This is a genomic window from Arthrobacter sp. MPF02 (assembly GCF_046605375.1).
Classification (GTDB): domain Bacteria; phylum Actinomycetota; class Actinomycetes; order Actinomycetales; family Micrococcaceae; genus Arthrobacter.
In genome coordinates this window covers 838,506-863,919 of the sequence record NZ_CP176772.1, presented here as the reverse complement: position 1 = coordinate 863,919, position 25,414 = coordinate 838,506, and the positions used below count along the sequence as shown (strand labels likewise).

12 protein-coding genes, 1 tRNA gene and 3 rRNA genes are annotated in these 25,414 nt (G+C 63.1%); 5 read left to right on the top strand and 11 right to left on the bottom strand.

Annotated features, from left to right (window positions below; translation table 11 throughout):
* Positions 1-76 precede the first annotated feature (76 nt).
* The 3 genes from ACLH0K_RS04155 to ACLH0K_RS04145 all read right to left on the bottom strand — a co-directional run bounded on the left by ACLH0K_RS04155 (position 77) and on the right by ACLH0K_RS04145 (position 1,727).
* Positions 77-499 carry a ChaB family protein gene (locus ACLH0K_RS04155; protein WP_411375581.1) on the bottom strand — a complete coding sequence of 141 codons (423 nt, stop codon included), beginning with the start codon at positions 497-499 and terminating at the stop codon, positions 77-79.
* Positions 500-610: 111 nt separating this feature from the next.
* Positions 611-687 (bottom strand) — tRNA-Thr (locus tag ACLH0K_RS04150).
* A gap of 164 nt (positions 688-851) precedes the next feature.
* Positions 852-1,727 carry a DsbA family protein gene (locus ACLH0K_RS04145; protein ID WP_411375580.1) on the bottom strand — a complete coding sequence of 292 codons (876 nt, stop codon included), beginning with the start codon at positions 1,725-1,727 and terminating at the stop codon, positions 852-854.
* A 180-nt stretch (positions 1,728-1,907) separates the two neighbouring features.
* Between ACLH0K_RS04145 and ACLH0K_RS04140 the strand changes: the two genes are divergently transcribed.
* The 4 genes from ACLH0K_RS04140 to ACLH0K_RS04125 all read left to right on the top strand — a co-directional run bounded on the left by ACLH0K_RS04140 (position 1,908) and on the right by ACLH0K_RS04125 (position 7,058).
* Positions 1,908-3,407 (top strand): trehalose-6-phosphate synthase, encoded by a 1,500-nt coding sequence (locus ACLH0K_RS04140; RefSeq protein WP_411375579.1) that lies wholly within the window; start codon positions 1,908-1,910, stop codon positions 3,405-3,407.
* Positions 3,397-4,230 (top strand): trehalose-phosphatase, encoded by an 834-nt coding sequence (gene otsB, locus ACLH0K_RS04135; RefSeq protein ID WP_411375578.1) that lies wholly within the window; start codon positions 3,397-3,399, stop codon positions 4,228-4,230. Before ACLH0K_RS04140 ends, otsB begins: the two co-directional genes overlap by 11 nt.
* A gap of 209 nt (positions 4,231-4,439) precedes the next feature.
* Positions 4,440-5,522, top strand: coding sequence for an ABC transporter ATP-binding protein (locus tag ACLH0K_RS04130; RefSeq protein WP_009359150.1), 1,083 nt, complete (start codon positions 4,440-4,442; stop codon positions 5,520-5,522).
* Positions 5,523-5,639: 117 nt separating this feature from the next.
* Complete coding sequence (locus ACLH0K_RS04125) at positions 5,640-7,058, top strand: DUF4032 domain-containing protein (protein ID WP_411375577.1); 1,419 nt, start codon at positions 5,640-5,642, stop codon at positions 7,056-7,058.
* Here the strand turns inward: ACLH0K_RS04125 and ACLH0K_RS04120 are convergent, their stop codons facing one another.
* The 8 genes from ACLH0K_RS04120 to ACLH0K_RS04085 form a co-directional block, all read right to left on the bottom strand.
* Positions 7,059-8,429 carry an FAD-binding oxidoreductase gene (locus tag ACLH0K_RS04120; protein ID WP_411375576.1) on the bottom strand — a complete coding sequence of 457 codons (1,371 nt, stop codon included), beginning with the start codon at positions 8,427-8,429 and terminating at the stop codon, positions 7,059-7,061.
* Positions 8,430-8,498: 69 nt separating this feature from the next.
* Positions 8,499-9,029 (bottom strand): hypothetical protein, encoded by a 531-nt coding sequence (locus ACLH0K_RS04115; protein ID WP_411375575.1) that lies wholly within the window; start codon positions 9,027-9,029, stop codon positions 8,499-8,501.
* Between the two features lie 73 nt (positions 9,030-9,102).
* A 5S ribosomal RNA gene (rrf, locus tag ACLH0K_RS04110) occupies positions 9,103-9,219 on the bottom strand.
* 157 nt (positions 9,220-9,376) lie between these two features.
* Positions 9,377-12,501 (bottom strand): 23S ribosomal RNA (locus ACLH0K_RS04105).
* Between the two features lie 500 nt (positions 12,502-13,001).
* Positions 13,002-14,529, bottom strand: a 16S ribosomal RNA gene (locus tag ACLH0K_RS04100).
* The 16S, 23S and 5S rRNA genes sit together here, the layout of an rRNA operon.
* A gap of 467 nt (positions 14,530-14,996) precedes the next feature.
* Positions 14,997-18,725, bottom strand: coding sequence for a 1,4-alpha-glucan branching enzyme (locus ACLH0K_RS04095; protein ID WP_411375574.1), 3,729 nt, complete (start codon positions 18,723-18,725; stop codon positions 14,997-14,999).
* Position 18,726: 1 nt separating this feature from the next.
* A complete protein-coding gene (gene treS, locus ACLH0K_RS04090) occupies positions 18,727-20,523 on the bottom strand; it encodes a maltose alpha-D-glucosyltransferase (RefSeq protein WP_411375573.1) in 1,797 nt (598 codons plus the stop codon).
* Positions 20,520-22,562, bottom strand: a complete 2,043-nt coding sequence (locus ACLH0K_RS04085) for an alpha-1,4-glucan--maltose-1-phosphate maltosyltransferase (RefSeq protein ID WP_411375572.1) — start codon at positions 22,560-22,562, stop codon at positions 20,520-20,522. Before ACLH0K_RS04085 ends, treS begins: the two co-directional genes overlap by 4 nt.
* A 191-nt stretch (positions 22,563-22,753) precedes the next feature.
* Here ACLH0K_RS04085 and glgP point away from each other — a divergent pair, with 191 nt between their 5' ends.
* Positions 22,754-25,372: an alpha-glucan family phosphorylase gene (gene glgP / locus ACLH0K_RS04080; RefSeq protein ID WP_411375571.1), complete on the top strand. Its 2,619-nt coding sequence runs from the start codon at positions 22,754-22,756 to the stop codon at positions 25,370-25,372.
* Positions 25,373-25,414: the final 42 nt, after the last annotated feature.

The window sequence follows — 25,414 nt, the reverse complement described above, 5'->3', positions numbered from 1 at the left end:
CCCGTCCTAACGTGTCCTCTGATTCGACACCCTGGAACGCGTTACGGCAAGAGCGCAGGCAGGCCTGGCGGGAGGCTTACTCCCTTGCCTTGCGGGTGGCGGCGACGTTGGCCTTCTGCAACGCCTTGACCAACTCATCCTTGTCCATCCTGGAGCGGCCCTTGACGTCCAATTTCTTGGCGAGGTTGTACAAGTGCTCCTTGGACGCATTCGCGTCCACGCCCCCGGCGGTGGGTTCCGAGGACTTGATGCCTTCCTCGGCACGCTTGTCCGACGGGCCCTTCTTGTCCTTGGGTTCCCAGTGGTCGCCCACCTTCTCGTAACTGTGCTTCAGCGAGGCGTAGGCAGCCCGGGCGGCACGGCCCTCGTCATTGTCATAGGACTCGAGGGCGGAGTCATAGGTTTTGGCGAAAGTGTCCTGGGCTTTCTGGTCCGAGCGCTGCAGCGTGGACGGCAGTTCGTCTTTGCGGGCATGGTTGTTCTTGCCGGTCTTGGGCATGGCACCCATCCTCCTTTGATCAGCAGGCTGATTTTTCGGATGGCATCAGCTTAGCCCCGGCAGGGCTGCCGTGGCTGGCGGAAAGGAGGAGGTACGCTGCTGCGGCCGGCGTGGAGCCCCCTGTCGGATTCGAACCGACGACCCCCGCTTTACAAGAGCGGTGCTCTGGCCAACTGAGCTAAGGAGGCATGCCCTGGCGGGCGGCGCCTGCACGGCGCCAGATAAGCGTAGCCCAAACTCCGGCCGGTGGTAAAAACGCTTCGATAGGGAACTGCCGGGCGGTACTGCCAAACGAAAGGGCCCGCCCCGGAGTAATTCCGGAGGCAGGCCCCTGGCGGAGATCCTGGCGGCCTTAGGCCTTGGCGTCTATCGCAGCCTGGATTTCGGCGTTCAGGTCGGTGCCGCCGTCCCACTGCTTGCCGTCGATGAAGACGGTGGGCGTTCCGGTGATACCGGTGTTGGATGCAAGCTGGGTGGAGTACTTCACGTACGGACGGAAGGTCTTGTCATCAACGCAGCTGTTGATGTCTGCGCCAATTTCGCTGGCCAAGGACTTGAGCCGGTCATCGGAGAGGCCGGCACCACCCTCGGCGGGCTGGTTGGTGAACAGGACGTCGATGTATTCGGCGTACTTGTCCGGCGCCTGGTCCGCAACGCAGGCGGCCGCGTTCGCGGCGCGCGAGGAGTAGTTGGTGCTGGACATCCGGTCCAGGAAGCCAAGCGGACGGTATTCGAGCGAAATCTTGCCCTCATTGCGGAGCCCCGTCAGGGCATCGTTGTAGGTGTCCTCGAAGCGTTTGCACACAGGGCAGATAAAGTCGATGTAGGCGACAACCTTGACGGGCTGCCCTTCTTCGGCCTCGGCGCCGGGGGCCACAACGGGGCTGGGCAGGGTATCCGGCTTGGCGGGGACATTGGCGATGTCCACTGAAGCCGGTTCCGTATCCTTGACTTCGGTGTTGGCCAGCAGGGTTACCCCGCCATTGACGTTGCCGTTTGCCGGCACCGGACCCTGGTCCGCGATGGGGGTGTTCTGCCGGATGCTGGTGGTGACCACCAGGGCCACGACCGCAAGGATGGCCACCACGGCCGCCACGATGCCCCAGCCGATCAGCAGCTTGTTGCGCTTGTCCTTCTTGAGCTGCGCTTCCCGGATCAGGCGGGCCTTTTCGCGCGCCTCCGCGGTTCGCTCAGCCTTGGACTTGCGTACTTCGTTTGCAGGGCTCATGTGTTCCTTGGGTCGATCGACGTGGGGGGACCACTTCGTGGCACTTCCAATATTTTAGGGGAGAAACCTGAGAGCTTGCCTCTTCAAGTATTGGCCCCTCTTGACCAACGGACGAATAGCACCGATGATTCCGTCCCGTTAGGGTGGGCTAAGAGGCACAAGCAACCCCAGGGGGCCGCAATGCAAACACCCGTCCAGGAAAAAACCGCTGACACGGACACGGCAGCCGCCGCCGGCAGCCAGGCAGGCGAGACGAAGTACGAGTTCATGGTGGTGTCCAACCGCCTGCCGGTAGACCGCTGTGCGCCGGGCGAGGACGGGGACGACGGCTCCGGCTGGCGCCGCTCCCCCGGCGGGCTGGTTACAGCACTGGCGCCCATGATGACCCGCACGGACGGCGCGTGGGTGGGCTGGCACGGCGCCCCGGACGAGACGGTGGAACCATTCAGCCACGGCGGGATGGACCTGGTGCCCGTACAGCTCAGCACTGACGACGTTGAACTGTATTACGAAGGCTTTTCCAACGCCACGCTATGGCCGCTGTACCACGACGTCATCGCCCCGCCGGAATTCCACCGGACCTGGTGGGAGACATACCGCAAGGTCAACCAGCGGTTCGCCGACGCCGTCGCACGGCATGCGGACCGGAACGCCACCGTCTGGGTCCAGGACTACCAGCTGCAGCTGGTGCCGCGGATGCTGCGCGAAGCCCGGCCGGACCTGCGCATCGGGTTCTTCAACCACATTCCGTTCCCCCCGCCGGAAATCTTCGCGCAGCTGCCGTGGCGCCGCGCCATCATTGACGGTCTGCTGGGCGCGGACCTGGTGGGATTCCAGCGGCCCAGCGACGCCGGCAACTTCATGCGCTCCGCACGCCGCTTCCTGGGCGCCAGCGTCAAACAGCAGCAGGTCCACGTCAAGGACCACAACGGCGACCTCACCCACATCGCCCGCGCCCAGGCGTTCCCCATTTCCATCGACGTCAAGCAGATCACCGAGCTGGCGCGCAAGCCGGAGATTATCGAACGTTCGCGGCAGATCCGCCAGGACCTGGGCAACCCCAAAACCATCCTGCTGGGAGTGGACCGGCTGGACTACACCAAGGGCATCCGGCACCGGCTCAAGGCCTTCGAGGAGCTCCTGGCGGACGGCAAGCTCTCGGTGGGCGAGGCCACGCTGATCCAGGTTGCCTCCCCCAGCCGCGAGCGCGTGGAGCAGTACCGCCTGCTTCGTGAGGAGGTGGAAGGCACGGTGGGCCATATCAACGGCACCTACGACACCATCGAAAACACGGCCGTCCGCTACCTGCACCACAGCTACCCCGTTGAGGAGATGGTGGCGCTGTACCTCGCGGCGGACGTCATGCTGGTCACCGCACTGCGGGACGGCATGAACCTGGTGGCCAAGGAGTACGTCACGGCCCGGACGAATAACGACGGCGCCCTGGTCCTGAGCGAGTTCGCCGGCGCCGCGGACCAGCTCAAGCAGGCCCTGCTGGTCAACCCGCACGACATCGCCGGCCTCAAGAACACCATCATGAACGCCGTAGACATGTCCCCGCGCGAAGCCTCACGCCGCATGCGCGCCATGCGGAAACAGATCCTCGAGCATGACGTCGACCACTGGTCTGCCGACTTCCTGCGTGCACTGAAGGAGAAGGTGGTCCGGGATGACTCCTGACCGCCACACTGCAGGTCAACTGGCGTTGTCACCGGAACTGCGGGAAGCCATCCGGAACATCGCCCGCACCGGCCACCTGCTGGTGGCCATGGACTTTGACGGCACCATGGCGCCCATTGTGGCGCACGCCGACGACGCCCGTCCCCTCCCGCGCGCAGCGGCGGCTTTCGCGGGGCTCGCGGTGCTGCCGCGCACGACGACGGCCCTCATCTCGGGCCGCGCCCTCGCCAGCCTGCGCGCCGTCGCGTCGCCGCCGGTGGACTCGCTGCTCATCGGCAGCCACGGCGCGGAAGCGTGGCTGGGACCGGGATCCGCCGGCCTGACGCTCGATGAGGACCAGGAGGCCCTGCTGGCCGAGGTCCGCGCCATCCTCGCGGAGATCGTGGCGGAAGCCCCCGGCACCATGCTGGAGGACAAGCCTGCAGGCGTCGTGCTGCATACGCGCCAGGCAGCAGACGACGTCGCCGAGGATGCGGTGGCTGCTGCCCGCTCGCTGCTGCAGGACCGCAAGGGTGTCTTCCTCAAGAACGGCAAGCGGGTCCTTGAAACGTCGGTGGTGAACGCTTCCAAGGGCGAGGGGGTCACGTTCCTGCGGCAGGTCACCGGGGCGACCGCTGTCCTGTTCGCCGGTGATGACACCACCGATGAAGACGCTTTTGCCCGCCTCGAGCCGGGCGATGTGGGCGTGAAGGTGGGCCTGGACTTCACCCAGGCCCAATACCGCGTGGAAGCGCCCGTCCACGTGGCGGAACTGCTGGAAACGCTCCTTCAGGAGCGGAGTGTCGCCGTGGCGGAGGAAGACCCGGCAGCAGCGTCCGGCTAGGGCCGGAACCGGCGGGCGTGTGACGTCCGTAACATTTGCGACATTAAGCGAAGCGTCTGCCATACTCTTGCTTGTGATGTGGCGCACAGGCAACGTGCGGCGTCACTCGGTGGGTTGCGTCGAAAGTGTGATGCATCAAAACTGAACAAACATGAACCATTCACAACGGATCGTCCGGCACGTACCTGCCGGTGAAGGGATTGACAACTGTGGCTACAGTTACTTTTGACAACGCTACGCGTCTGTACCCGGGCACTGAAAAGCCCGCCGTCGATAAGCTCAACATCGACATCGCCGATGGCGAATTCCTGGTCCTCGTCGGACCCTCCGGTTGCGGTAAGTCCACCTCGCTGCGCATGCTCGCCGGCCTTGAGGACGTCAACGCAGGCCGCATCCTGATCGGCGACCGCGACGTCACCGATGTTCCCCCGAAGGACCGCGACATTGCGATGGTTTTCCAGAACTACGCGCTGTACCCGCACATGACCGTGGCCGACAACATGGGCTTCGCCCTGAAGATCGCAGGCGTTTCCAAGGAAGAACGCGCCGAGCGTGTCCGCGAAGCCGCGAAGCTCCTGGACCTCGAGCAGTACCTGGACCGCAAGCCGAAGGCACTCTCCGGCGGCCAGCGCCAGCGTGTCGCAATGGGCCGCGCCATCGTGCGTAACCCGCAGGTCTTCCTCATGGATGAGCCGCTGTCCAACCTGGACGCCAAGCTCCGTGTCCAGACCCGCACCCAGATCGCGTCCCTGACCCGCCGCCTGGGCGTCACTACTGTCTACGTCACCCACGACCAGGTCGAGGCCATGACCATGGGTGACCGCGTTGCCGTGCTGAAGGACGGCCTGCTGCAGCAGGTCGACACTCCGCGCAACCTCTACGACCGTCCCAAGAACGTCTTCGTTGCCGGCTTCATCGGCTCGCCCGCCATGAACCTGCTCGAACTTCCCGTCGTCGACGGCGGCGTGCAGTTCGGCGGCACCGTTTACCCCGTGCCGCGGGACGTCCTCGAAGAGGCACACGGCTCCACCGTTACCCTGGGCAGCCGTCCCGAGGACCTCGAAACCGCTCCGCACGGCGAAGGCCTGAAGGTGGAAGTTGACGTTGTCGAGGAGCTGGGCGCCGACGCCTACGTCTACGGCCACACCACGCTCGACGGCAAGGACCACGACATCGTGGCACGCGTCGACGGCCGCCGTCCTCCGATGAAGGGCGAGGCCATCTACGTCCGTCCGCAGTCGGGCCACGTGCACCTGTTCGACACCAAGACCGGCCTGCGCCTGGGCGACTGATAGTAGCCCCCGCCTGACCAACCGGCGGCGGCCCTCCTTGCGGATGGGCCGCCGTCGGCATTTAACCTGCCCGCCGGCAATTTAGCCGCCTGCGTCCGAGTACGGAAGAATTGAGCCATGACAGAGGAACACAGCGCCCAGTGGCACGACGAACCCACCGACTACGCGCAGATCGGGAAACTGCCGCGTTTCGTGGCCGCCAGCGCCGATGACGGCAAGGCTGCCCCGGTGGTCAGTTCCCTGAACATCACGGCCGCCGCCGCTGACCCCGAGCTGCTGGACCTGCCGTGGCACATCGCCCTGGAGGACTGGCCGGCAGAATACCTGGCGGCGCTCCCACGCGGCATCTCGCGGCACATCGTCCGGTTCGCCCACCTGGGCGGCTCGGTGATCGCCATCAAGGAGACCTCCGAGCACGTTGCCCGGCACGAGTACCACATGCTCCGCAAGCTGGCCCGGCTGGACGTGCCCTGCGTGGAACCGGTGGCGGTCATCACCGGCCGCACGACGCCGGACGGCCGGCCGCTCAATCCGGTGCTCGTGACCCGGCACCTCAAGTTTTCCATGCCGTACCGGGCGCTGTTCTCGCAGATGCTGCGCAAGGACACCCTTACCCGCCTGATCGACGCCCAGGCGCTGCTCCTGGTGCGGCTGCACCTGATCGGCTTCTACTGGGGCGACGTCTCCCTTTCCAACACTTTGTTCCGCCGTGATGCCGGTGCCTTCGCCGCCTACCTCGTGGATGCCGAAACCGGTGAGCTGTATCCGGACCTGTCCACGGGCCAGCGCGAATACGACCTCGAGATTGCCCGGGTCAATATCGCGGGTGAGCTGATGGACCTGCTGGACGGCGGGCTGATCGAGGAGAAGGTGGACCCGGTGGCCACCAGCGAGCTCATCATGGACAGCTACCGCCGGCTGTGGGCGGAACTGACGGAGAAGGAATCCTTCGAGCTCGGCGAACGCTGGCGTGTGGGTGCCCGTATCCGGCGCCTCAATGAACTCGGCTTCGACGTCGAGGAATATGCCATCAAGACCACCCAGAACGGCTCCACCATCCAGCTGCAGCCCAAGGTGGTGGATGCGGGCCACCACCAGCGGCGGCTGCTCCGCCTCACCGGCCTGGACGCGCAGGAGAACCAGGCGCGCCGGCTCCTCAACGACATGGACTCGTTCCGGGCGGACAACAATCCGGGCATGGACGAGGAATACAGCGCCCACCTCTGGGTGAGCCAGGTGTTCGAGCCTATTGTGCGGTCCATCCCGCGGAACCTGTCCGGAAAGCTGGAGCAGGCCGAGGTGGTCCACGAGGTACTGGAACACCGCTGGTACATGTCGGAGAAGCAGGAACGTAACATCCCGCTGGCGGAGGCAGTGCAGTCCTACATCGACTCCATTTTGCGGCACCGGCGTGACGAGGCCGCGATCATGCTGAACCCGGACACCGGGATGCTCAAGATCCTTGAAGCGGAGACCGAGGAGTCGCGGTACGGGGCCGAAGAGTCCATCGATGAGTACCCCGACGCCGACGACTAGCTAGATTGCCTTGCCCGGGTTCAGGATGCCTGCAGGATCGAAGAGGTCCTTGATGCGGCGCTGAAGCTCGCGGAGGGGCTCGGGCTGCTCCTGGCCCAGCCACCGCAGCTTGTACTGGCCCACGCCGTGTTCGCCCGTAATGGTGCCGCCCATTTCAAGGGCTGCCGTGATGGATTCGTCCAGGGCATGCTGGAGCCGGCCCATTGCGCCCGGGTCTACGGCGTTGCCGCGCCGTTCAATCCAGAAGGTGGGATGAAGGTTGCCGTCCCCGGCGTGCGCCACCACCTTGAGGTTTACGTTGTGATGGACGGCCATGTTCTCGAGGGCAGCGACGTAGTCCACCAGGCGTGAGCGCGGCACAGCCACGTCCTCGCCCACCCGGTACTCGTCATCCACCTCTGTTCCCCTGCTGTGCCGCCGGAGTTCCACCAGCCGTTCCGCCTCGGCGCTGGCTTCCGTGGTGACTGCCGCGCCGCCGGCACGCAGGACTTCCCGCACCACGCCCGCTTCCGCCGCGGCGCCAAACCCGTCGGTCTGGACCAGCAGCAGCGAGCCGCCGCGCGAGGTGAGGTCCGAGCCATGGATCCCGTCAAGCTGCGCCAGCGTACCGCCGTCGAGCAGTTCCATAATGGCAGGCTGCACCCGTGCCCTGCCGACGGCCAGGACCCCTGCAGCGGCCATTCGAAAGTCCGGGTAGAAAGCCGCTACGGTGTGCACTTCCTTCGGCAGGTACTTTAGGCGTACGGTGACGCCAACAACGACGCCCAAGGTCCCCTCCGAGCCAACGAACAGTCCGGTGAGGTCATAGCCGGCCACCCCCTTGAAGGTCTGGTGTCCGGTGCGGAGGAGGGACCCGTCCGCAAGTACCACGTCCAGGGCAAGGACAGAGTCCCGGGTTACCCCGTACTTCGCGCAGCGCAGCCCGCCGGCGTTGGTAGCCACGTTGCCGCCGATTGTCGAAGAGCGGAAGCTGGCCGGATCCGGGGCGTACATGAGTCCGTAACCGGCTGCGGCCTCGTTGAGTACGGCGTTGACCACGCCTGGCTCCACAACTGCTGTCTCGTCGTCAGGGTCCAGGGCGAGGATACGGTCCATCCGCTCAAGAGACATGACGATGCAGTTGCTGGTGGCGTGGGCACCGCCGGACACTCCGGTGCCTGCGCCCCGCGGTACCACCGCCACTCCCCGGTCGGCGCAAGCACGCACCACGGCCTGGACGTCTGCCACCGACTGCGGGAAAACCACGGCCAGCGGCAGCTGGAAGTCGATGATCGGAGCCTGGTCCACGGCGTAGCGCCGGAGTGCGGCCTCGCCAACCTCCACCTGCCCGGAAGCGAGGAGGCCCTCGAGCTCATCAACAATGCTTCCCACCAAAGCCTCCACCCGCCGTCGAACATCTTTACCCAGTCTAGGGCCAGGGGCTGGTTGTCCTTCTGCTGCTCACTTCGAGGACGGCTGGCTGGCTTCTTCTTCCGCGTCCTCTGGTGATCCCATGAACCGCGCATATTTGGCCAGGATCCTGGGCCAAGCTTCCACGTACCCGGCACGCGCTGCTTCCGGGTCTTCGGCACCTTCCCAGCCTTCGTGGAACACCCGGACCTCGGTTCCATCCGGCACCGCCTTGAAGACCACCAGGAGTTCCGTGGACCACAGTGCAGTGGAGCCGGGGTGCCACGTGGCGTGGAAGGATAACGGGGGCTGCCAGTCATCGAGTGTGCCCCAGATGCTTGTGCGCCCGTCATCCGCTGTTTCAAGGATCAGGTTCTCCTCGAACTCCACATAGGAGTCAGCGCCGTAGACGCCATGGGACTCAAGGGGCCACCAGAGGTGGGTATGGTCCGTGAAGCCGGCGAAGGCGTGGGCCACGCTTCCGGGGACCACCACTGCACTCACGACGGGTTCCAGCGGGTCCTGGCCGCCGGTGTCGTCGCTTCCAAAGGGATCCTGGCCGTGGCTGAAGAGGCTGCTCATGACCATCAACTCTACCGGTGCGGTTAAAAGCATAGGGCCCTGACATGCACTGTCAGGGCCCTACCTAATTTATGTCCGGCGGTGTCCTACTCTCCCACACCCTCCCGGGTGCAGTACCATCGGCGCTGTGGGTCTTAGCTTCCGGGTTCGGAATGGGACCGGGCGTTTCCCCCACGCTATGACCGCCGTAACCCTTTCACCCGTCACCCTCTTGGGGGTGTGGGAAAACTGTGTTGTGGTTACAAACTAGTAGTGGTTATTCAGTTTGTGGTTGGTTCCCCGTTACAACCCGGGTTGGGTTGTTGGTTGGGAACCACATAGTGGACGCAAGCACTCGATATGGTGTTGTGGTGTAAGTTGTTGGCCTATTAGTACCGGTCAGCTTCACGAGTCGTTAGTCCTCGCTTCCACATCCGGCCTATCAACCCAGTGGTCTGGCTGGGGGCCTCTCACACGCAATGTGTGTGGAAATCTCATCTTGAAGCGAGCTTCCCGCTTAGATGCTTTCAGCGGTTATCCCATCCGAACGTAGCTAATCAGCGGTGCACTTGGCAGTACAACTGACACACCAGAGGTTCGTCCGTCCCGGTCCTCTCGTACTAAGGACAGCCCTTCTCAAATTTCCTGCGCGCGCAGCGGATAGGGACCGAACTGTCTCACGACGTTCTAAACCCAGCTCGCGTACCGCTTTAATGGGCGAACAGCCCAACCCTTGGGACCTACTCCAGCCCCAGGATGCGACGAGCCGACATCGAGGTGCCAAACCATGCCGTCGATATGGACTCTTGGGCAAGATCAGCCTGTTATCCCCGAGGTACCTTTTATCCGTTGAGCGACGGCCATTCCACAATGTACCGCCGGATCACTAGTCCCGACTTTCGTCCCTGCTCGAGATGTCTCTCTCACAGTCAAGCTCCCTTGTGCACTTACACTCGACACCTGATTGCCAACCAGGCTGAGGGAACCTTTGGGCGCCTCCGTTACTTTTTAGGAGGCAACCGCCCCAGTTAAACTACCCATCAGGCACTGTCCCTGACCCGGATCACGGGCCGAAGTTAGATGTCCAAAGTGACCAGAGTGGTATTTCAACGATGACTCCACCCGAACTGGCGTCCGGGCTTCAACGTCTCCCACCTATCCTACACAAGCCACTCCGAACACCAATACCAAACTATAGTAAAGGTCTCGGGGTCTTTCCGTCCTGCTGCGCGTAACGAGCATCTTTACTCGTACTGCAATTTCGCCGAGTTTATGGTTGAGACAGCGGGGAAGTCGTTACTCCATTCGTGCAGGTCGGAACTTACCCGACAAGGAATTTCGCTACCTTAGGATGGTTATAGTTACCACCGCCGTTTACTGGGGCTTAAATTCTCAGCTTCGCCGTGAGGCTAACCGGTCCTCTTAACCTTCCAGCACCGGGCAGGAGTCAGTCCGTATACATCGTCTTGCGACTTCGCACGGACCTGTGTTTTTAGTAAACAGTCGCTTCCCCCTGGTCTCTGCGGCCCCGATCCCCTCCCGGACGCGAAGTCCGTTCAAGGTTGGGGCCCCCCTTCTCCCGAAGTTACGGGGGCATTTTGCCGAGTTCCTTAACCATAATTCTCTCGATCGCCTTAGTATTCTCTACCTGATCACCTGTGTCGGTTTGGGGTACGGGCGGCTAAAACCTCGCGCCGATGCTTTTCTCGGCAGCATAGGATCACCGAATCCCCCCATACGGGGGTCCCATCAGATCTCAGGCACATGAACAGCGGATTTGCCAACCGTTCGCCCTACATCCTTAGACCGGGACAACCATCGCCCGGCTCGGCTACCTTCCTGCGTCACACCTGTTAATACGCTTGCCTCCCAGGATCAGGCCCTGCGCTCCACCAAAACCCTTCCGTCCAAAGGACGGTCGGGCAGGTTTCGGGCAGTTAGTATCCCCTGTTCAACATGGGCGGTTTTTCGCCGGTACGGGAATATCAACCCGTTGTCCATCGACTACGCCTGTCGGCCTCGCCTTAGGTCCCGACTTACCCAGGGCAGATTAGCTTGACCCTGGAACCCTTGATCATCCGGCGGACGGGTTTCTCACCCGTCTTTCGCTACTCATGCCTGCATTCTCACTCGTGTAGGCTCCACCACTGGTTTACACCGCAGCTTCACCGCCCACACGACGCTCCCCTACCCATCCACACTCCTGAACCATGACGGCTAAGAACATGTGTGAATGCCACAACTTCGGCGGTGTACTTGAGCCCCGCTACATTGTCGGCGCGGAATCACTTGACCAGTGAGCTATTACGCACTCTTTTAAGGATGGCTGCTTCTAAGCCAACCTCCTGGTTGTCTGGGCAACTCCACATCCTTTCCCACTTAGCACACGCTTAGGGGCCTTAGTTGGTGGTCTGGGCTGTTTCCCTCTCGACTATGAAGCTTATCCCCCACAGTCTCACTGCTGCGCTCTCACTTACCGGCATTCGGAGTTTGGCTGACGTCAGTAACCTTGTAGGGCCCATCGGCCATCCAGTAGCTCTACCTCCGGCAAGAAACACGCAACGCTGCACCTAAATGCATTTCGGGGAGAACCAGCTATCACGAAGTTTGATTGGCCTTTCACCCCTACCCACAGCTCATCCCCTCCATTTTCAACTGAAGTGGGTTCGGTCCTCCACGACGTCTTACCGTCGCTTCAACCTGGCCATGGGTAGATCACTTCGCTTCGGGTCTAGATCACGCCACTCACACGCCCTATTCAGACTCGCTTTCGCTACGGCTGCCCCACACGGGTTAACCTCGCGACGTAACACTAACTCGCAGGCTCATTCTTCAAAAGGCACGCCGTCACAACTACAAGGCTGCTCCGACGGATTGTAAGCACACGGTTTCAGGTACTATTTCACTCCCCTCCCGGGGTACTTTTCACCTTTCCCTCACGGTACTGGTCCGCTATCGGTCATTAGGGAGTATTTAGGCTTATCAGGTGGTCCTGACAGATTCGCACGGGATTTCTCGGGCCCCGTGCTACTTGGGATAACCTCCACAGGCTGCATCACGCATTACGGTTACGGGGCTAACACCCTCTCTGGCCGGCCTTTCAAAACCGTTCACCTATACGCACACATCACCCCACTGCCCCGGCAGAGACAGTACGGGAAGTCCCACAACCCCGACCATGCAACGCCCGCCGGCTATCACACATGGAACGGTTTAGCCTGATCCGCGTTCGCTCGCCACTACTAACGGAATCACAATTTGTTTTCTCTTCCTGCGGGTACTGAGATGTTTCACTTCCCCGCGTTCCCTCCACGCACCCTATGAGTTCAGGTACGGGTCACCAGATCACTCGCGCGCCTGGCGGGGTTTCCCCATTCGGACACCCTGGGATCACAGTCCGGTTATCGACTCCCCCAGGCTTATCGCAGATTCCTACGTCCTTCTTCGGCTCCTAATGCCAAGGCATCCACCGTGTGCCCTTAAAAACTTGACCACAAAAATCAAGAACAAAAACACTCGAGAGAACCACGGAAACCAACCACACCAAAACGATGCGGCCAGATCCAGGTTCATGTCTTGGAAATTGCTTCTATAAAAGATGCTCGCGTCCACTATGTAGTTCTCAAACAACAACCCCACACCACACACCCCACACACAGCCCCCAACAAAGGAAGCCACCCGTGCATGACCGGTACGGCAGGGAAACCAGAAACAACGCCCCGCCACCAACCCCCAAAACGGGGGCCGCCAACAGTCCTGTTGCCTCAGGACCCAACAGTGTGCCAAACACTAAACCACCCATCCCCGCCACCACCGTTCCAAAACCACCAGGGTCCGTACTAGGAAAGAAAAGCAGAAACAAGCAGCCGCTATTTGTTGATATTCCACCCATGAGCACCCGCCACAAAACACTCGTCTGTGCTGCGGGCTGCTTCCTGACAACACCCACCACCAACATGCGCTGGCAGACGGTTGTTGTAGGCGCTCCTTAGAAAGGAGGTGATCCAGCCGCACCTTCCGGTACGGCTACCTTGTTACGACTTAGTCCCAATCGCCAGTCCCACCTTCGACGGCTCCCTCCCACAAGGGGTTAGGCCACCGGCTTCGGGTGTTACCAACTTTCGTGACTTGACGGGCGGTGTGTACAAGGCCCGGGAACGTATTCACCGCAGCGTTGCTGATCTGCGATTACTAGCGACTCCGACTTCATGGGGTCGAGTTGCAGACCCCAATCCGAACTGAGACCGGCTTTTTGGGATTAGCTCCACCTCACAGTATCGCAACCCTTTGTACCGGCCATTGTAGCATGCGTGAAGCCCAAGACATAAGGGGCATGATGATTTGACGTCGTCCCCACCTTCCTCCGAGTTGACCCCGGCAGTCTCCTATGAGTCCCCACCATCACGTGCTGGCAACATAGAACGAGGGTTGCGCTCGTTGCGGGACTTAACCCAACATCTCACGACACGAGCTGACGACAACCATGCACCACCTGTAAACCAGCCCCAAAAGGGGAAACCACATTTCTGCGGCGGTCCGGTCCATGTCAAGCCTTGGTAAGGTTCTTCGCGTTGCATCGAATTAATCCGCATGCTCCGCCGCTTGTGCGGGCCCCCGTCAATTCCTTTGAGTTTTAGCCTTGCGGCCGTACTCCCCAGGCGGGGCACTTAATGCGTTAGCTACGGCGCGGAAAACGTGGAATGTCCCCCACACCTAGTGCCCAACGTTTACGGCATGGACTACCAGGGTATCTAATCCTGTTCGCTCCCCATGCTTTCGCTCCTCAGCGTCAGTTAATGCCCAGAGACCTGCCTTCGCCATCGGTGTTCCTCCTGATATCTGCGCATTTCACCGCTACACCAGGAATTCCAGTCTCCCCTACATCACTCTAGTCTGCCCGTACCCACCGCAGATCCGGAGTTGAGCCCCGGACTTTCACGGCAGACGCGACAAACCGCCTACGAGCTCTTTACGCCCAATAATTCCGGATAACGCTTGCGCCCTACGTATTACCGCGGCTGCTGGCACGTAGTTAGCCGGCGCTTCTTCTGCAGGTACCGTCACCTTGCGGCTTCTTCCCTACTGAAAGAGGTTTACAACCCGAAGGCCGTCATCCCTCACGCGGCGTCGCTGCATCAGGCTTGCGCCCATTGTGCAATATTCCCCACTGCTGCCTCCCGTAGGAGTCTGGGCCGTGTCTCAGTCCCAGTGTGGCCGGTCACCCTCTCAGGCCGGCTACCCGTCGTCGCCTTGGTAGGCCATTACCCCACCAACAAGCTGATAGGCCGCGAGTCCATCCAAAACCACAAAAGCTTTCCACCAACCACCATGCGATGGAAGGTCATATCCGGTATTAGACCCAGTTTCCCAGGCTTATCCCAGAGTCAAGGGCAGGTTACTCACGTGTTACTCACCCGTTCGCCACTAATCCCCCCAGCAAGCTGGAGATCATCGTTCGACTTGCATGTGTTAAGCACGCCGCCAGCGTTCATCCTGAGCCAGGATCAAACTCTCCGTTGAAGTAAAACAGACACAACCAAAACCAGCGGAAATAACACCGGAAAAGGCTGCACAAAATTTGAAACCAGCCAAAAACACCAGACCACACCACAGGGGCGGCATGACCCGGCAAATTCAACCAATCAATAAAACAATCGGTATCAACAAACTTGGCACACTATTGAGTTCTCAAACAACAGACACACCCGGCACCACCCAAACCAACATTCAGGATCGCTCCGGAGCAACTTTCCAAACTTACCCGCTGACTTCATCTTTGTCAAAGCGGCGTCCGCGACCTTCATCAGCTTGAAGCTTCGTTTGGTCGTTTTCCGCCTGACTCAGTGGATCAGCGCGGAAATAAACTCTACCATCACTTCCCCCGGAAGGCCAACCCGACTCCGGGAGCAGTCCCTCCGCCATACAGGCAGGACGGGGAAAGGCCCGGAATCCCAAGGATTCCGGGCCTTCCCAGGACTGCGGATCGATCAGGAAGTCGCAGCTGCTCCAGGCAGAACACCACGGACGGCACCGGCCGCTGGCTTGAAGTACGCCGCACCCAGCGGAGGCAGCGTCACAGTCAAAGTGGCGGGCTGTCCGTCCTGGCCTTCGTCAACGGCCTTCAGGGAACCGTCGTTCAAGACACCCGATCCGCCGTACGTGGTGTTGTCCGTGTTCAGTACCTCGCTCCACTCCCCCGCAACGGGGACACCCAGGGTGTAGCCAACGTGGGGTCCGCCAGAGAAGTTGATGGCGCACACCACCGGGTTGCCGTCCATGTCCCGCCGGATGAAGGACAGGACGTTGCGGTCCGCATCCCCACCGTTGATCCACTGGAATCCGCCGGGTTCATTGTCACGGGTGTAGAAGGCTGGGGTGGACTTGTACAGCTCGTTCAGGTCCTTGGTCAGCAACTGCAGGCCCTTGTGCGCAGGGATATCCGCGAGCCACCAGTCCAGTCCGTGCTGTTCGGACCACTCAGCCTCCTGGCCGAATTCCGTTCCCATGAAAATCAGCTGCTTCCCGGGGTGCGCCCACTGGTACGCAAGGAATGCGCGCAGGTTGGCCAGCTGCTGCCACCGGTCACCAGGCATCTTGCGCAGCATCGATCCCTTGCCGTGGACAACCTCGTCATGGCTGATGGGCAGGAGGAAGTTCTCCGTGAAGGCGTACACCATGGAGAACGTGATCGTGCCGTGGTGCCACTTGCGGTTGATCGGATTCTCGGAAGCGTACTTGAGGGAGTCGTGCATCCATCCCATGTTCCACTTGAGGCCGAAGCCCAGGCCGCCGTGGCTGGTCGGCGCGGTGACACCGGGGAATGCCGTGGATTCCTCGGCAATCATGACCGCACCCGGGTGCGTCTTATACACGGTGGCGTTGACTTCCTGCAGGAACGAGATGGCCTCCAGGTTCTCCCGTCCGCCGAAGCGGTTGGGCTGCCACTGGCCGTCCTGGCGCGAGTAGTCGAGGTAGAGCATGGAGGCAACGGCATCCACGCGCAGGCCGTCGATGTGGAACTCTTCGAGCCAGTAAAGGGCGTTGGCCACCAGGAAGTTGCGTACTTCGGTCCGGCCGAAATCGAAGATCAGCGTGCCCCAGTCGGGGTGCTCGCCAAGGTTGGGATCGGCATGTTCGTAGAGCGCCTCGCCGTCGAACCGGGCCAGGGCCCAGGAGTCCTTGGGGAAATGCGCGGGGACCCAGTCCAGCAGGACGCCGATGCCGGCCTGGTGCAGTGTATCCACCAGGTACCGGAACTCGTCGGGGTGACCAAAGCGGGATGTGGGCGCGAAGTAGGAGGTGACCTGGTAGCCCCAGGACCCGCCGAACGGGTGCTCCGCCACGGGCATGAACTCCACGTGCGTGAAGCCCAGCCACTTGACGTACTCCACCAGTTCCTTGGCCAGTTCACGGTAGCCCAGTCCCAGGCGCCACGAACCAAGGTGCACCTCGTACACGCTCATCGCCGAGTTGTGCGGATCCCGCTGGGCGCGGGCTTCCATCCACTCGTCATCCTTGAACGCGTAGGACGGCTCGACGACTTTGGACGCAGTCAGCGGCGGAACCTCGGTGCCGAAGGCGAGGGGATCAGCCTTCTCCACCCAGTAGCCCTCGCGGGTCCGGATTTCGAACTTGTAGCACGCACCCGCTGAGACACCGGGGACAAAAATTTCCCACACCCCGGAAGAACCGAGCGACCGCAGGGAGTTCTCGCGGCCGTCCCAGCCGTTGAAGTCGCCCTTGACGCGGACGGCCTGCGCGTTGGGGGCCCAGACCGCGAACGAGACGCCGTCCACATCCCCCAGCGACGACTTGTAATGCTGTACGTGCGCGCCGAGCACCTGCCACAGTTTCTCGTGCCGGCCTTCACCGATCAGGTGCAGGTCAACTTCACCCACGGTGGGCAGGTAGCGGTAGGGTTCGTCGACGGTCACGGGCTCCGCGCCCGGGTAGGTTACCGACAGCCGGTAGTCAGGCACGTGCCCGCGGTCGAGGGGCTCCATGACTGCCACCCACACGCCGTGTGCTTCGTGTTCCATCGGCACCTCGCCGGCGGCGGTGATGACAGTGACCGCTTCCGCGAGGTGCTTGACGGTACGGATGGTGACGTGGCCGTAGTCGTCCAGATGCGCGCCAAGAACGGAGTGCGGGGCGTGATGTTCACCGTTCGCGATCTTGCCCAGGGTGCCGTCATCCACATGCAGCGGTACCCCTGGCCGGTCAGTTCGTGCTGAGCCTGAGCCTGTCATTTCGTTACCTTCCGATGCTGCCCCGGCCTGGTGGCCGGCGCTGTTACCGCTCAGGAGCCGCCTGGAGGCGTTCACCGGGATCGCCAGCCAGTCGGGCCTGTTACGCATTTCATAAACTACTTCGTACAGTGCCTTGTCCAGCCACAATGCCACAAACAGGGGCGAATTCCGGTCCACGGTTCCGGGCGTGATGCCCGCATACCCGGCCAGGAACGCCTCCGCGCAATCATCCACCCAGGAGTCCGGCACCTGGGCGCCCTCCTGCTCACGCTGGGCGGCGCCGGCGGCGTAGTCAAAGGACCGCAGCATTCCGACGACGTCGCGCAGGGGAACGTCCGGGACGTTTCGTTCTGCGATGGGACGCAGGGGTTCGCCCTCGAAGTCGAGGATGGCCCAGCGGCCAATCCCCCCGTTGTGTCCGGGAACCTGGAGGATCTGGCCCAGGTGCAGGTCGCCGTGGATCCGCTGCAGCGGTCCGGCCGGTGCGCCGTCAAGGCCGGCAAGCAGTGCATCCAGCGCTTCGTCATAAGGCCCGACGGCGGGACCGGCTTCCGCCCATGCCTGCCGGACACGTTGGGCCACTCCCGGCCCGATCACCTTGCCCGGTTCGCTTTCAGCTGATTGCCCCAGGGCTTCTGCGAGCCGCCGGTGAACAGTCGCGGTGGCGGCGCCAAGGGCCCTGGCCTCCGCGGTGAAGTCCGTGCCGGACCGCGCTGCATCCACGGCAAGGCGCCAGGCATCCCGCCCGCCGGCCAGAAACTCATGCGCCACAGCCAGCTCCCCCTGAACCTGGCGGGTGCCCTTGCCGCTTGAGTCCGTACCCCCCTGCGCCAGCCATTCTCCACGGACCCAGCCCAGGGTGGCCGGCACCTCCGAGGTGCTGCCGGACGTGAGGGCCGCACCCACCTCGATTTCCGGATTCGTCCCTTCGGACAACACCCGGAAGAACTTGATGATCGCGGCCGATTCGCCGTCGTCAACAATGACGGAACTGTTGGACTGCTCTCCGGACAAGACCTTCACAACGCCCCGCGCGGTGGGGAGCCGGTAGCTTCCGGGGACTTTGAAGCCTGCGGCGGTTCCGGTGGATGCTTTCGCTTCCTGTCGGATCAGTTCCAGCCACGCGCCAACGAAGTCGGGGTCATGGACGGCGTCGTAGACCCAGGGCCGGGACGGATCCGTGCCTGCGGCTTCGCCCACGAGGGCGCGCTCCATTCCCGCCGCGGGTGCCGGCCGGAAGCTCAACGGGACCTGCACCACGGCAGTCCGCCTGCCACCGTCGGCATTCCGCGTGGTGACGTTCAGCAGGAACACGGACAGGGCAGCGTGCTTGGCTGGGTCTTCAAGGCCCAGGCTGCCTGCCTGGCTCATCTCGAACTCGGGCGTCTTGACAGGGAACCAGCGCTGCCTGGGAAGCCATTCCTGCAGGAGCGCGGTCAGGGCGGGGGTAAGGATCGGCTGGTTCATCTCAGTTCTCTATCGACAGGATGGGCATGGCCTGGGTGTACGGCGACGACGGGTTGGAGGCCGGAGACCGGACACGGAGCCAGAAGAAGTCATGGCTGCCCAGGGTCAGCGTCAACGTGCCGTCGTCATTGATTCCGGGAAACACCTGTCCCCCGAAGACATCGCGCAGCCCCCGGCCGGCGTACGCCGGCACCCGCAACCGGGCTGCCACCGGGTGCTGCGAAAGGTTGAAGGCGCACAGGACGGTTTCTCCGTCCACGCCGGCGGTGTTGCCGTCCGGCAATTCGCGCAGGTAGGCAAGGACGGCGTCATGGTCGGCTTCCACGTGCTTGAAGCCGCCGAGGCCGAAGGCAGCGTGGTTCTTGCGCACGCTCAAAATCTGCCGGGTCCAGCGCAGCAGCGAACCCGAGTGCGCGGCCTCGGCTTCCACGTTCGCCATGCTGTAGTTATAGACCAGCGACTGGATGGGCGGCAGGTACAGCTTGCCCGGGTCCGCGCTGGAAAAGCCCGCGTTCCGGTCCGGGTTCCACTGCATCGGCGTACGGACCGCGTCCCGGTCCTCAAGCCAGATGTTGTCGCCCATGCCGATCTCGTCACCGTAGTAGAGGAACGGACTGCCCGGCAGGGACAGAAGCAAGGCGTTGATCAATTCGATTTCCGCGCGGGAGTTGTCCAGCAGCGGGGCAAGCCGCCTCCGGATGCCGATGTTGGCCCGCATGCGGGGGTCCGGCGCGTACCAGCCCAGCATGGCGGCACGTTCGTCGGCCGTGACCATCTCCAGGGTCAGTTCGTCGTGGTTGCGCAGGAACGTGCCCCACTGCGCACCCTCGGGAATGTCCGGGGTGTCCTTCATGGTGTCGATGATGGGTGCGGCCTTTTGGTCCCGCAGCGCGTAGTAGAGCCGCGGCATGATGGGGAAATGGAACGCCATGTGACATTCCGGCTCTTCCTCGGTCCCGAAGTATTCCACCACCTCGTTCGGCGGCTGGTTGGCCTCTGCGATGATCACCCGGCCGGGGTAGCTTTCATCCACCATTGCCCGGAGTTTCCGCAGGAACTCGTGCGTTGCGGGGAGGTTTTCGCAGTTGGTGCCCTCTTCCTCGTAGAGGTAGGGAATGGCGTCCGCGCGGAACCCGTCAATTCCCTGGTCCAGCCAGAACCGCACGACGTCGAAGAGCGCCTCGATGACCCGGGGGTTCTCGAAGTTCAAGTCCGGCTGGTGGCTGAAGAAGCGGTGCCAGAAGAACTGCCGGCGGATGGGGTCGAACGTCCAGTTCGATTCCTCGGTGTCCACGAAGATGATGCGGGCGTCCTGGTACTTCTCGTCGGTGTCGCTCCACACGTAGAAGTCTCCGAACGGCCCGTCCGGGTCCTTGCGGGATTCCTGGAACCAGGGGTGCTGGTCCGAGGTGTGGTTCAGGGGCAAATCAATGATGACCCGCACGCCGCGGGCGTGCGCTTCTGCCACCAGCCGCTTGAAGTCGCTGATGGTGCCGAACTCGTCCAGGACCGAGTTGTAGTCGGAGATGTCGTAGCCGCCGTCGCGCAGCGGCGACTGGAAGAAGGGCGGCAGCCACAGGCAGTCCACCCCCAGCCACTGCAGGTAGTCCAGCCGGTCGATGAGGCCGGAGAAGTCTCCGGACCCATCGCCGTTGGCATCCGCGAAAGCCCTGACCAGTACTTCGTAGAACACGGCCTTCCGGTACCACAGCGGATCATGCTGGAGGCCCGGGGCGTTGAGTTCAAACGTGCTCTTGGGAGTGAAGTGCTGGCCCGAACTTTGCGGATTGAAAGTCACTGATGCATTCTCCTGACGCTCAGGATGTGCGCGGGCTCAACATGCGGGTCCAGGCGGACGTAGTTGTACTCCCCCCATTCCCAGCTTTCCCCTGAGACGAGGTCGTCCACGTGGAAGCCCCCGTTGGCGGTCAGGTCCTGGGGATCGAGTTCCAGCGCCGCCAGGTCCAGGGTCACCGTGCATTCCCTGGTCACGTGCGGATCCACGTTGACCACCACGATGAGCGTGTCCTTGGAGCCGTCCGGAAGGGTCTTGTGCTTTGAGTAGACCACCGTCGCGTCGTCCGTGCTCTGGTGGACCGTCAGGTTCTGCAGGTCCTGCAGTGCCGGGTGGTCGCGCCGCAGGTGGTTGAGCCGGGTAATGAACGGGGCCAGGGTGCGCCCGGACTCCGCTGCGGCGTCCCAGTCGCGTGCCTTGTACTCGAACTTCTCATTGTCAATGTACTCCTCGGCGCCGGGCCGGGCCACGTGCTCGTACAGTTCGTAGCCCGCGTAGACACCCCACAAGGGGCTGCCGGTCGCGGCCAGCACGGCCCTGATCCGGAACGCGGCGGGGCCGCCGAACTGGAGGTAGGGGGTGAGGATGTCAGGGGTGTTGACGAAGAAGTTGGGGCGGAAGAAGGCCGGGGACTCGTGGCTGACCTCGTGGAAGTAGTCCTCGATCTCCTTTTTGGTGTTGCGCCACGTGAAGTAGGTGTACGACTGCTGGAAACCGGCGCGGCCCAGTGCGTGCATCATGGCGGGCCGGGTGAACGCCTCGGCGAGGAACACCACTCCCGGAACTTCTTTATGGACTTCGGCAATGAGCCATTCCCAGAACCACACCGGCTTGGTGTGCGGGTTATCCACGCGGAAAATCTTCACCCCGTGGCTTACCCAGAGCAGGACAATCCGCAGAATTTCATTCGAAAGGCCCTCGGGGTCATTATCGAAATTGAGGGGATAAATATCCTGGTACTTCTTTGGCGGATTTTCGGCGTAGGCAATACTGCCGTCAACACGGGTTGTGAACCATTCCGGGTGTTCTGTCACCCACGGGTGGTCCGGGGCTGCCTGCAGCGCCAGGTCCAGTGCAACTTCCAGGCCCAGTTCATTGGCCCGGGCTACGAAGGCGTCAAAGTCTTCAAAAGTTCCGAGGTCGGGATGGATGGCATCATGGCCGCCTTCCGCCGCGCCGATGGCCCAGGGTGACCCGGGGTCGTTCGGACCTGCCACCAGGGTGTTGTTCGGGCCCTTGCGGTGCTTCACACCTATGGGATGGATGGGCGGCATGTACAGGACATCGAAGCCCATAGCCGCCACGGCATCGAGCCTCCTGGCGGCGGTACGGAAGTTTCCGGAGGTCCAGGTACCCGTGGAGTGGTCCTTGACGGCTCCTTCGGACCGGGGAAAGAACTCGTACCAGGCGCCGCGCCCGGCGCGGTCGCGTTCAACATTCAGGGGGAACTTTTCCGAGACGGTGACCAGTTCGCGGATGGGCTGGCGGGCCACAATGTCGGAAACCGCAGGGCCGAAGCCTGCTCCCAGCCGTTCCTCGGTGCTCAGCGACTGGTTGGCGAGGGTGTCGGCCGCCCAGCGCAGGGTGTCGCGGTCCGCAGCGCTGCGTGACTCGTCGCCGGCGGCTTCGGACAACAGCGCCGCACCTTCGGCCAGCATCAGCTCAACGTCGATGCCGGCGTCGATCTTTACTTCGGCGTTGTGGTGCCAGGTGCCGTAGCGGTCGTGCCACGCTTCGATGACGAAGGACCAGTTCCCGGTTTCCGACGGCGTGAGGATGCCTTCCCAGCGGTCGGTGCCCATGCCGCGTTCCCCCCGCGGCGGTGCGAGCCGGACGCGCTGGCGCTCGGCGCCGGACGGATCCAGGAGCACGGCGCTGACGCCGAGCTGGTCGTGGCCTTCCCGGAAACAGGTGGCACCCACCACGATTCCTTCGCCCGGCAGGGCTTTGGCCGGGAACTTTCCACCCTCGACGACGGGCTGCACGGCAGTGATCGGAAAACGTCCGAACCGCAGTCCCTCGGTGATGGCTCCCTTTGGCATTACGTCTGTTGCGGCACTGGTTCCTGAGTTAGTCGTCACAGGCTCGACGTTAGCGACAAATGCCGAAGATTGCTAAGCCTGCGCACTAATTTCGTTGCGGCGCGTGTCATTTCCCGCAGGCCCCTGTCATTTACGCAAAAGAAACCTAAAGCTGGTTCCGGCTGCCGATGTTGTCCGTTAGTGTGACGCAGGTGAAGGCAATCCGCAGGTTTACGGTCCGTACAGTCCTCCCCGAACCCATCCGGCCGCTGGCACGGCTGGCAAGCAACCTGCGCTGGTCCTGGCACCGGCCCACCAGGGAGCTCTTTGCCGGGCTGAACCCGCGCATCTGGGAAGAGAGCGAGCAGGACCCCGTCAGCTTCCTGGGCATGGTGAGCCGCGAGGAACTCCAGCAGCTCGCCGCCAACCAGTCTGTGGTGGAGCGGGTGCGCGCCGCCGAGGAAGACCTCGACCGTTACCTGGAGGAGCCGCGCTGGTACCAGGGCCTGGGCCCCGAGGCGCCGGTTTCCATTGCCTACTTCTCCCCCGAGTTCGGCATCACCGAGGTCCTTCCGCAGTACTCCGGCGGCCTGGGCATCCTGGCCGGCGACCACCTGAAGGCCGCCTCCGATTTGGGCGTTCCCCTGGTTGGCGTGGGCCTGCTCTACCAGGCCGGCTACTTCAAGCAGTCACTGTCCCGGGACGCCTGGCAGCAGGAAACCTACCCCGTCCTGGACCCGGACGGCCTGCCGCTCACCCTGCTCCGCGAGCCCTCTTCGGACGGCAACGGCAAGCCGCTGCAGATCACCCTCCCGCTGCCCAACGGCCGCCGGCTGCTGGCACACATCTGGCGGGCCGACGTCGGACGCGTTCCCCTGCTGCTCCTGGACTCCAACGTTCCCGGCAATGATGACGCTGCCCGCAGCATCACGGACCGGCTGTACGGCGGCGGCGGCGACCACCGGCTGCAGCAGGAACTGCTGCTGGGCATGGGCGGCGTCAAAGCCCTGCGCGCCTACCAGCAGCTCACCGGCGCGCCCGCCCCCGAGGTGTTCCACACCAATGAGGGCCACGCCGGCTTCCTGGGCATTGAGCGGATCCAGGAACTCATGTCCGGTGAGCAAGCCCTGACCTTCGATGAGGCCCTGGCTGCCGGGCGCGCCTCCACGGTCTTCACTACGCACACACCTGTTCCGGCCGGCATCGACCGCTTCGAAATCTCCCAGATCAGCCACTTCTTCCAGGCGGGCCTGGCTCCGGCCGTGCCGCTGGACCGGATCCTGGAACTGGGCCGTGAGAACTACGCGGACGGCAACCCCGCGGTGTTCAACATGGCCGTCATGGGCCTGCGGCTGGCCCAGCGCGCCAACGGCGTGGCCAAGCTGCACGGCGAGGTGTCCCGCGGCATGTTCTCCGCGCTGTGGCCGGGCTTCGACCACTCCGAGGTGCCCATCACCTCCGTGACCAACGGCGTGCACGTACCCACCTGGGTGGACAGCCGGATCGCCAAGCTGGCCCGCGACCAGTTCGGCAGCGAAGCCGAAGCCAACGGGCGCTGGGACCTTGCGTACAACGTCAGCGACGCTGATGTCTGGGCGCTGCGCCGGGAGATGCGGTCGGCGCTGGTAGACGACGTCCGGCGCAGGCTGCGGGCCGCGTGGAAGAAGCGAGGCGCAGCCGACGCCGAGCTGGGCTGGACGGACAACGTCCTGGATCCGGACGTGCTGACTATCGGCTTCGCCCGGCGCGTCCCCACCTATAAGCGACTGACCCTGATGCTGCGGGAACCTGAGCGGCTGAAGGCACTGCTCCTGCACAAGGACCACCCCATCCAGCTGGTCATCGCAGGCAAATCCCATCCGGCGGACGACGCCGGCAAGAAGATGATCCAGGACCTGGTCCGGTTCACCGACGACCCCGAGGTGCGGCACCGGATCGCGTTCCTGCCGAACTACGACATCGCCATGGCCCGCACCCTGTTCCCGGGCTGCGACGTCTGGCTGAACAACCCGCTGCGCCCCCTGGAAGCGTGCGGCACATCCGGCATGAAGGCGGCGCTGAATGGTTCGCTGAACCTGTCCGTGCTGGACGGCTGGTGGGATGAGATGTACGACGGCGAGAACGGCTGGGCGATTCCCACGGCCAATAACGGGGCCTCCCCGGAGGAACGGGACGATATCGAGGCGGCCGCCCTGTACGAGCTGCTCGAAACCCAGGTGGCGCCGCGGTTCTACGGCAGCACGGTCTCGGACTCGGCAGGCGCGGCCGGGCCGTCGACGTCGGAAGCCGAGAAGGTGCCCACGCACTGGGTGTCCATGATCAAGCACACCCTGTCCCACCTGGGCCCTGCCGTCTCGGCCGAGCGGATGCTCCGCGACTACGTCAACATCCTGTACTGCCCGGCGGCCGGGGCCGGCCGGAGTGCCGTGGCCAACTCGTACTCCCAGGCCCGCTCACTCGCATCCTGGAGCGCCAAGGTGCGCGCGGCCTGGCCGCAGGTGCACGTGGAGCACGTCGATTCCGTGGGCGTTGCCGAGGACCCGCAGATCGGCGACACCCTGCAGGTCAATGCGTACGTGGCCTTGAACAGCCTCACGACGGATGACGTTTTCGTCGAGGTGGCGTACGGCCGGGCGGAGGAAAACGACACCCTGGCGGACATCACCCTGATGGAGCTCCAGGTGAAGGAGGACCTCGGCAACGGCCGCCACCTGTTCAGCGGCTCCCTGGTGATCGACCGTTCGGGTCCGTTCGGTTACACCGTCCGGGTACTGCCGCGGCACGAAGCACTGGCTTCCAAGGCCGAGCTGGGACTGATCGTCAACGCATAACACCCCAGTCAGGCGGGTAAGGCTTCCGACAGGCAGGCAGGC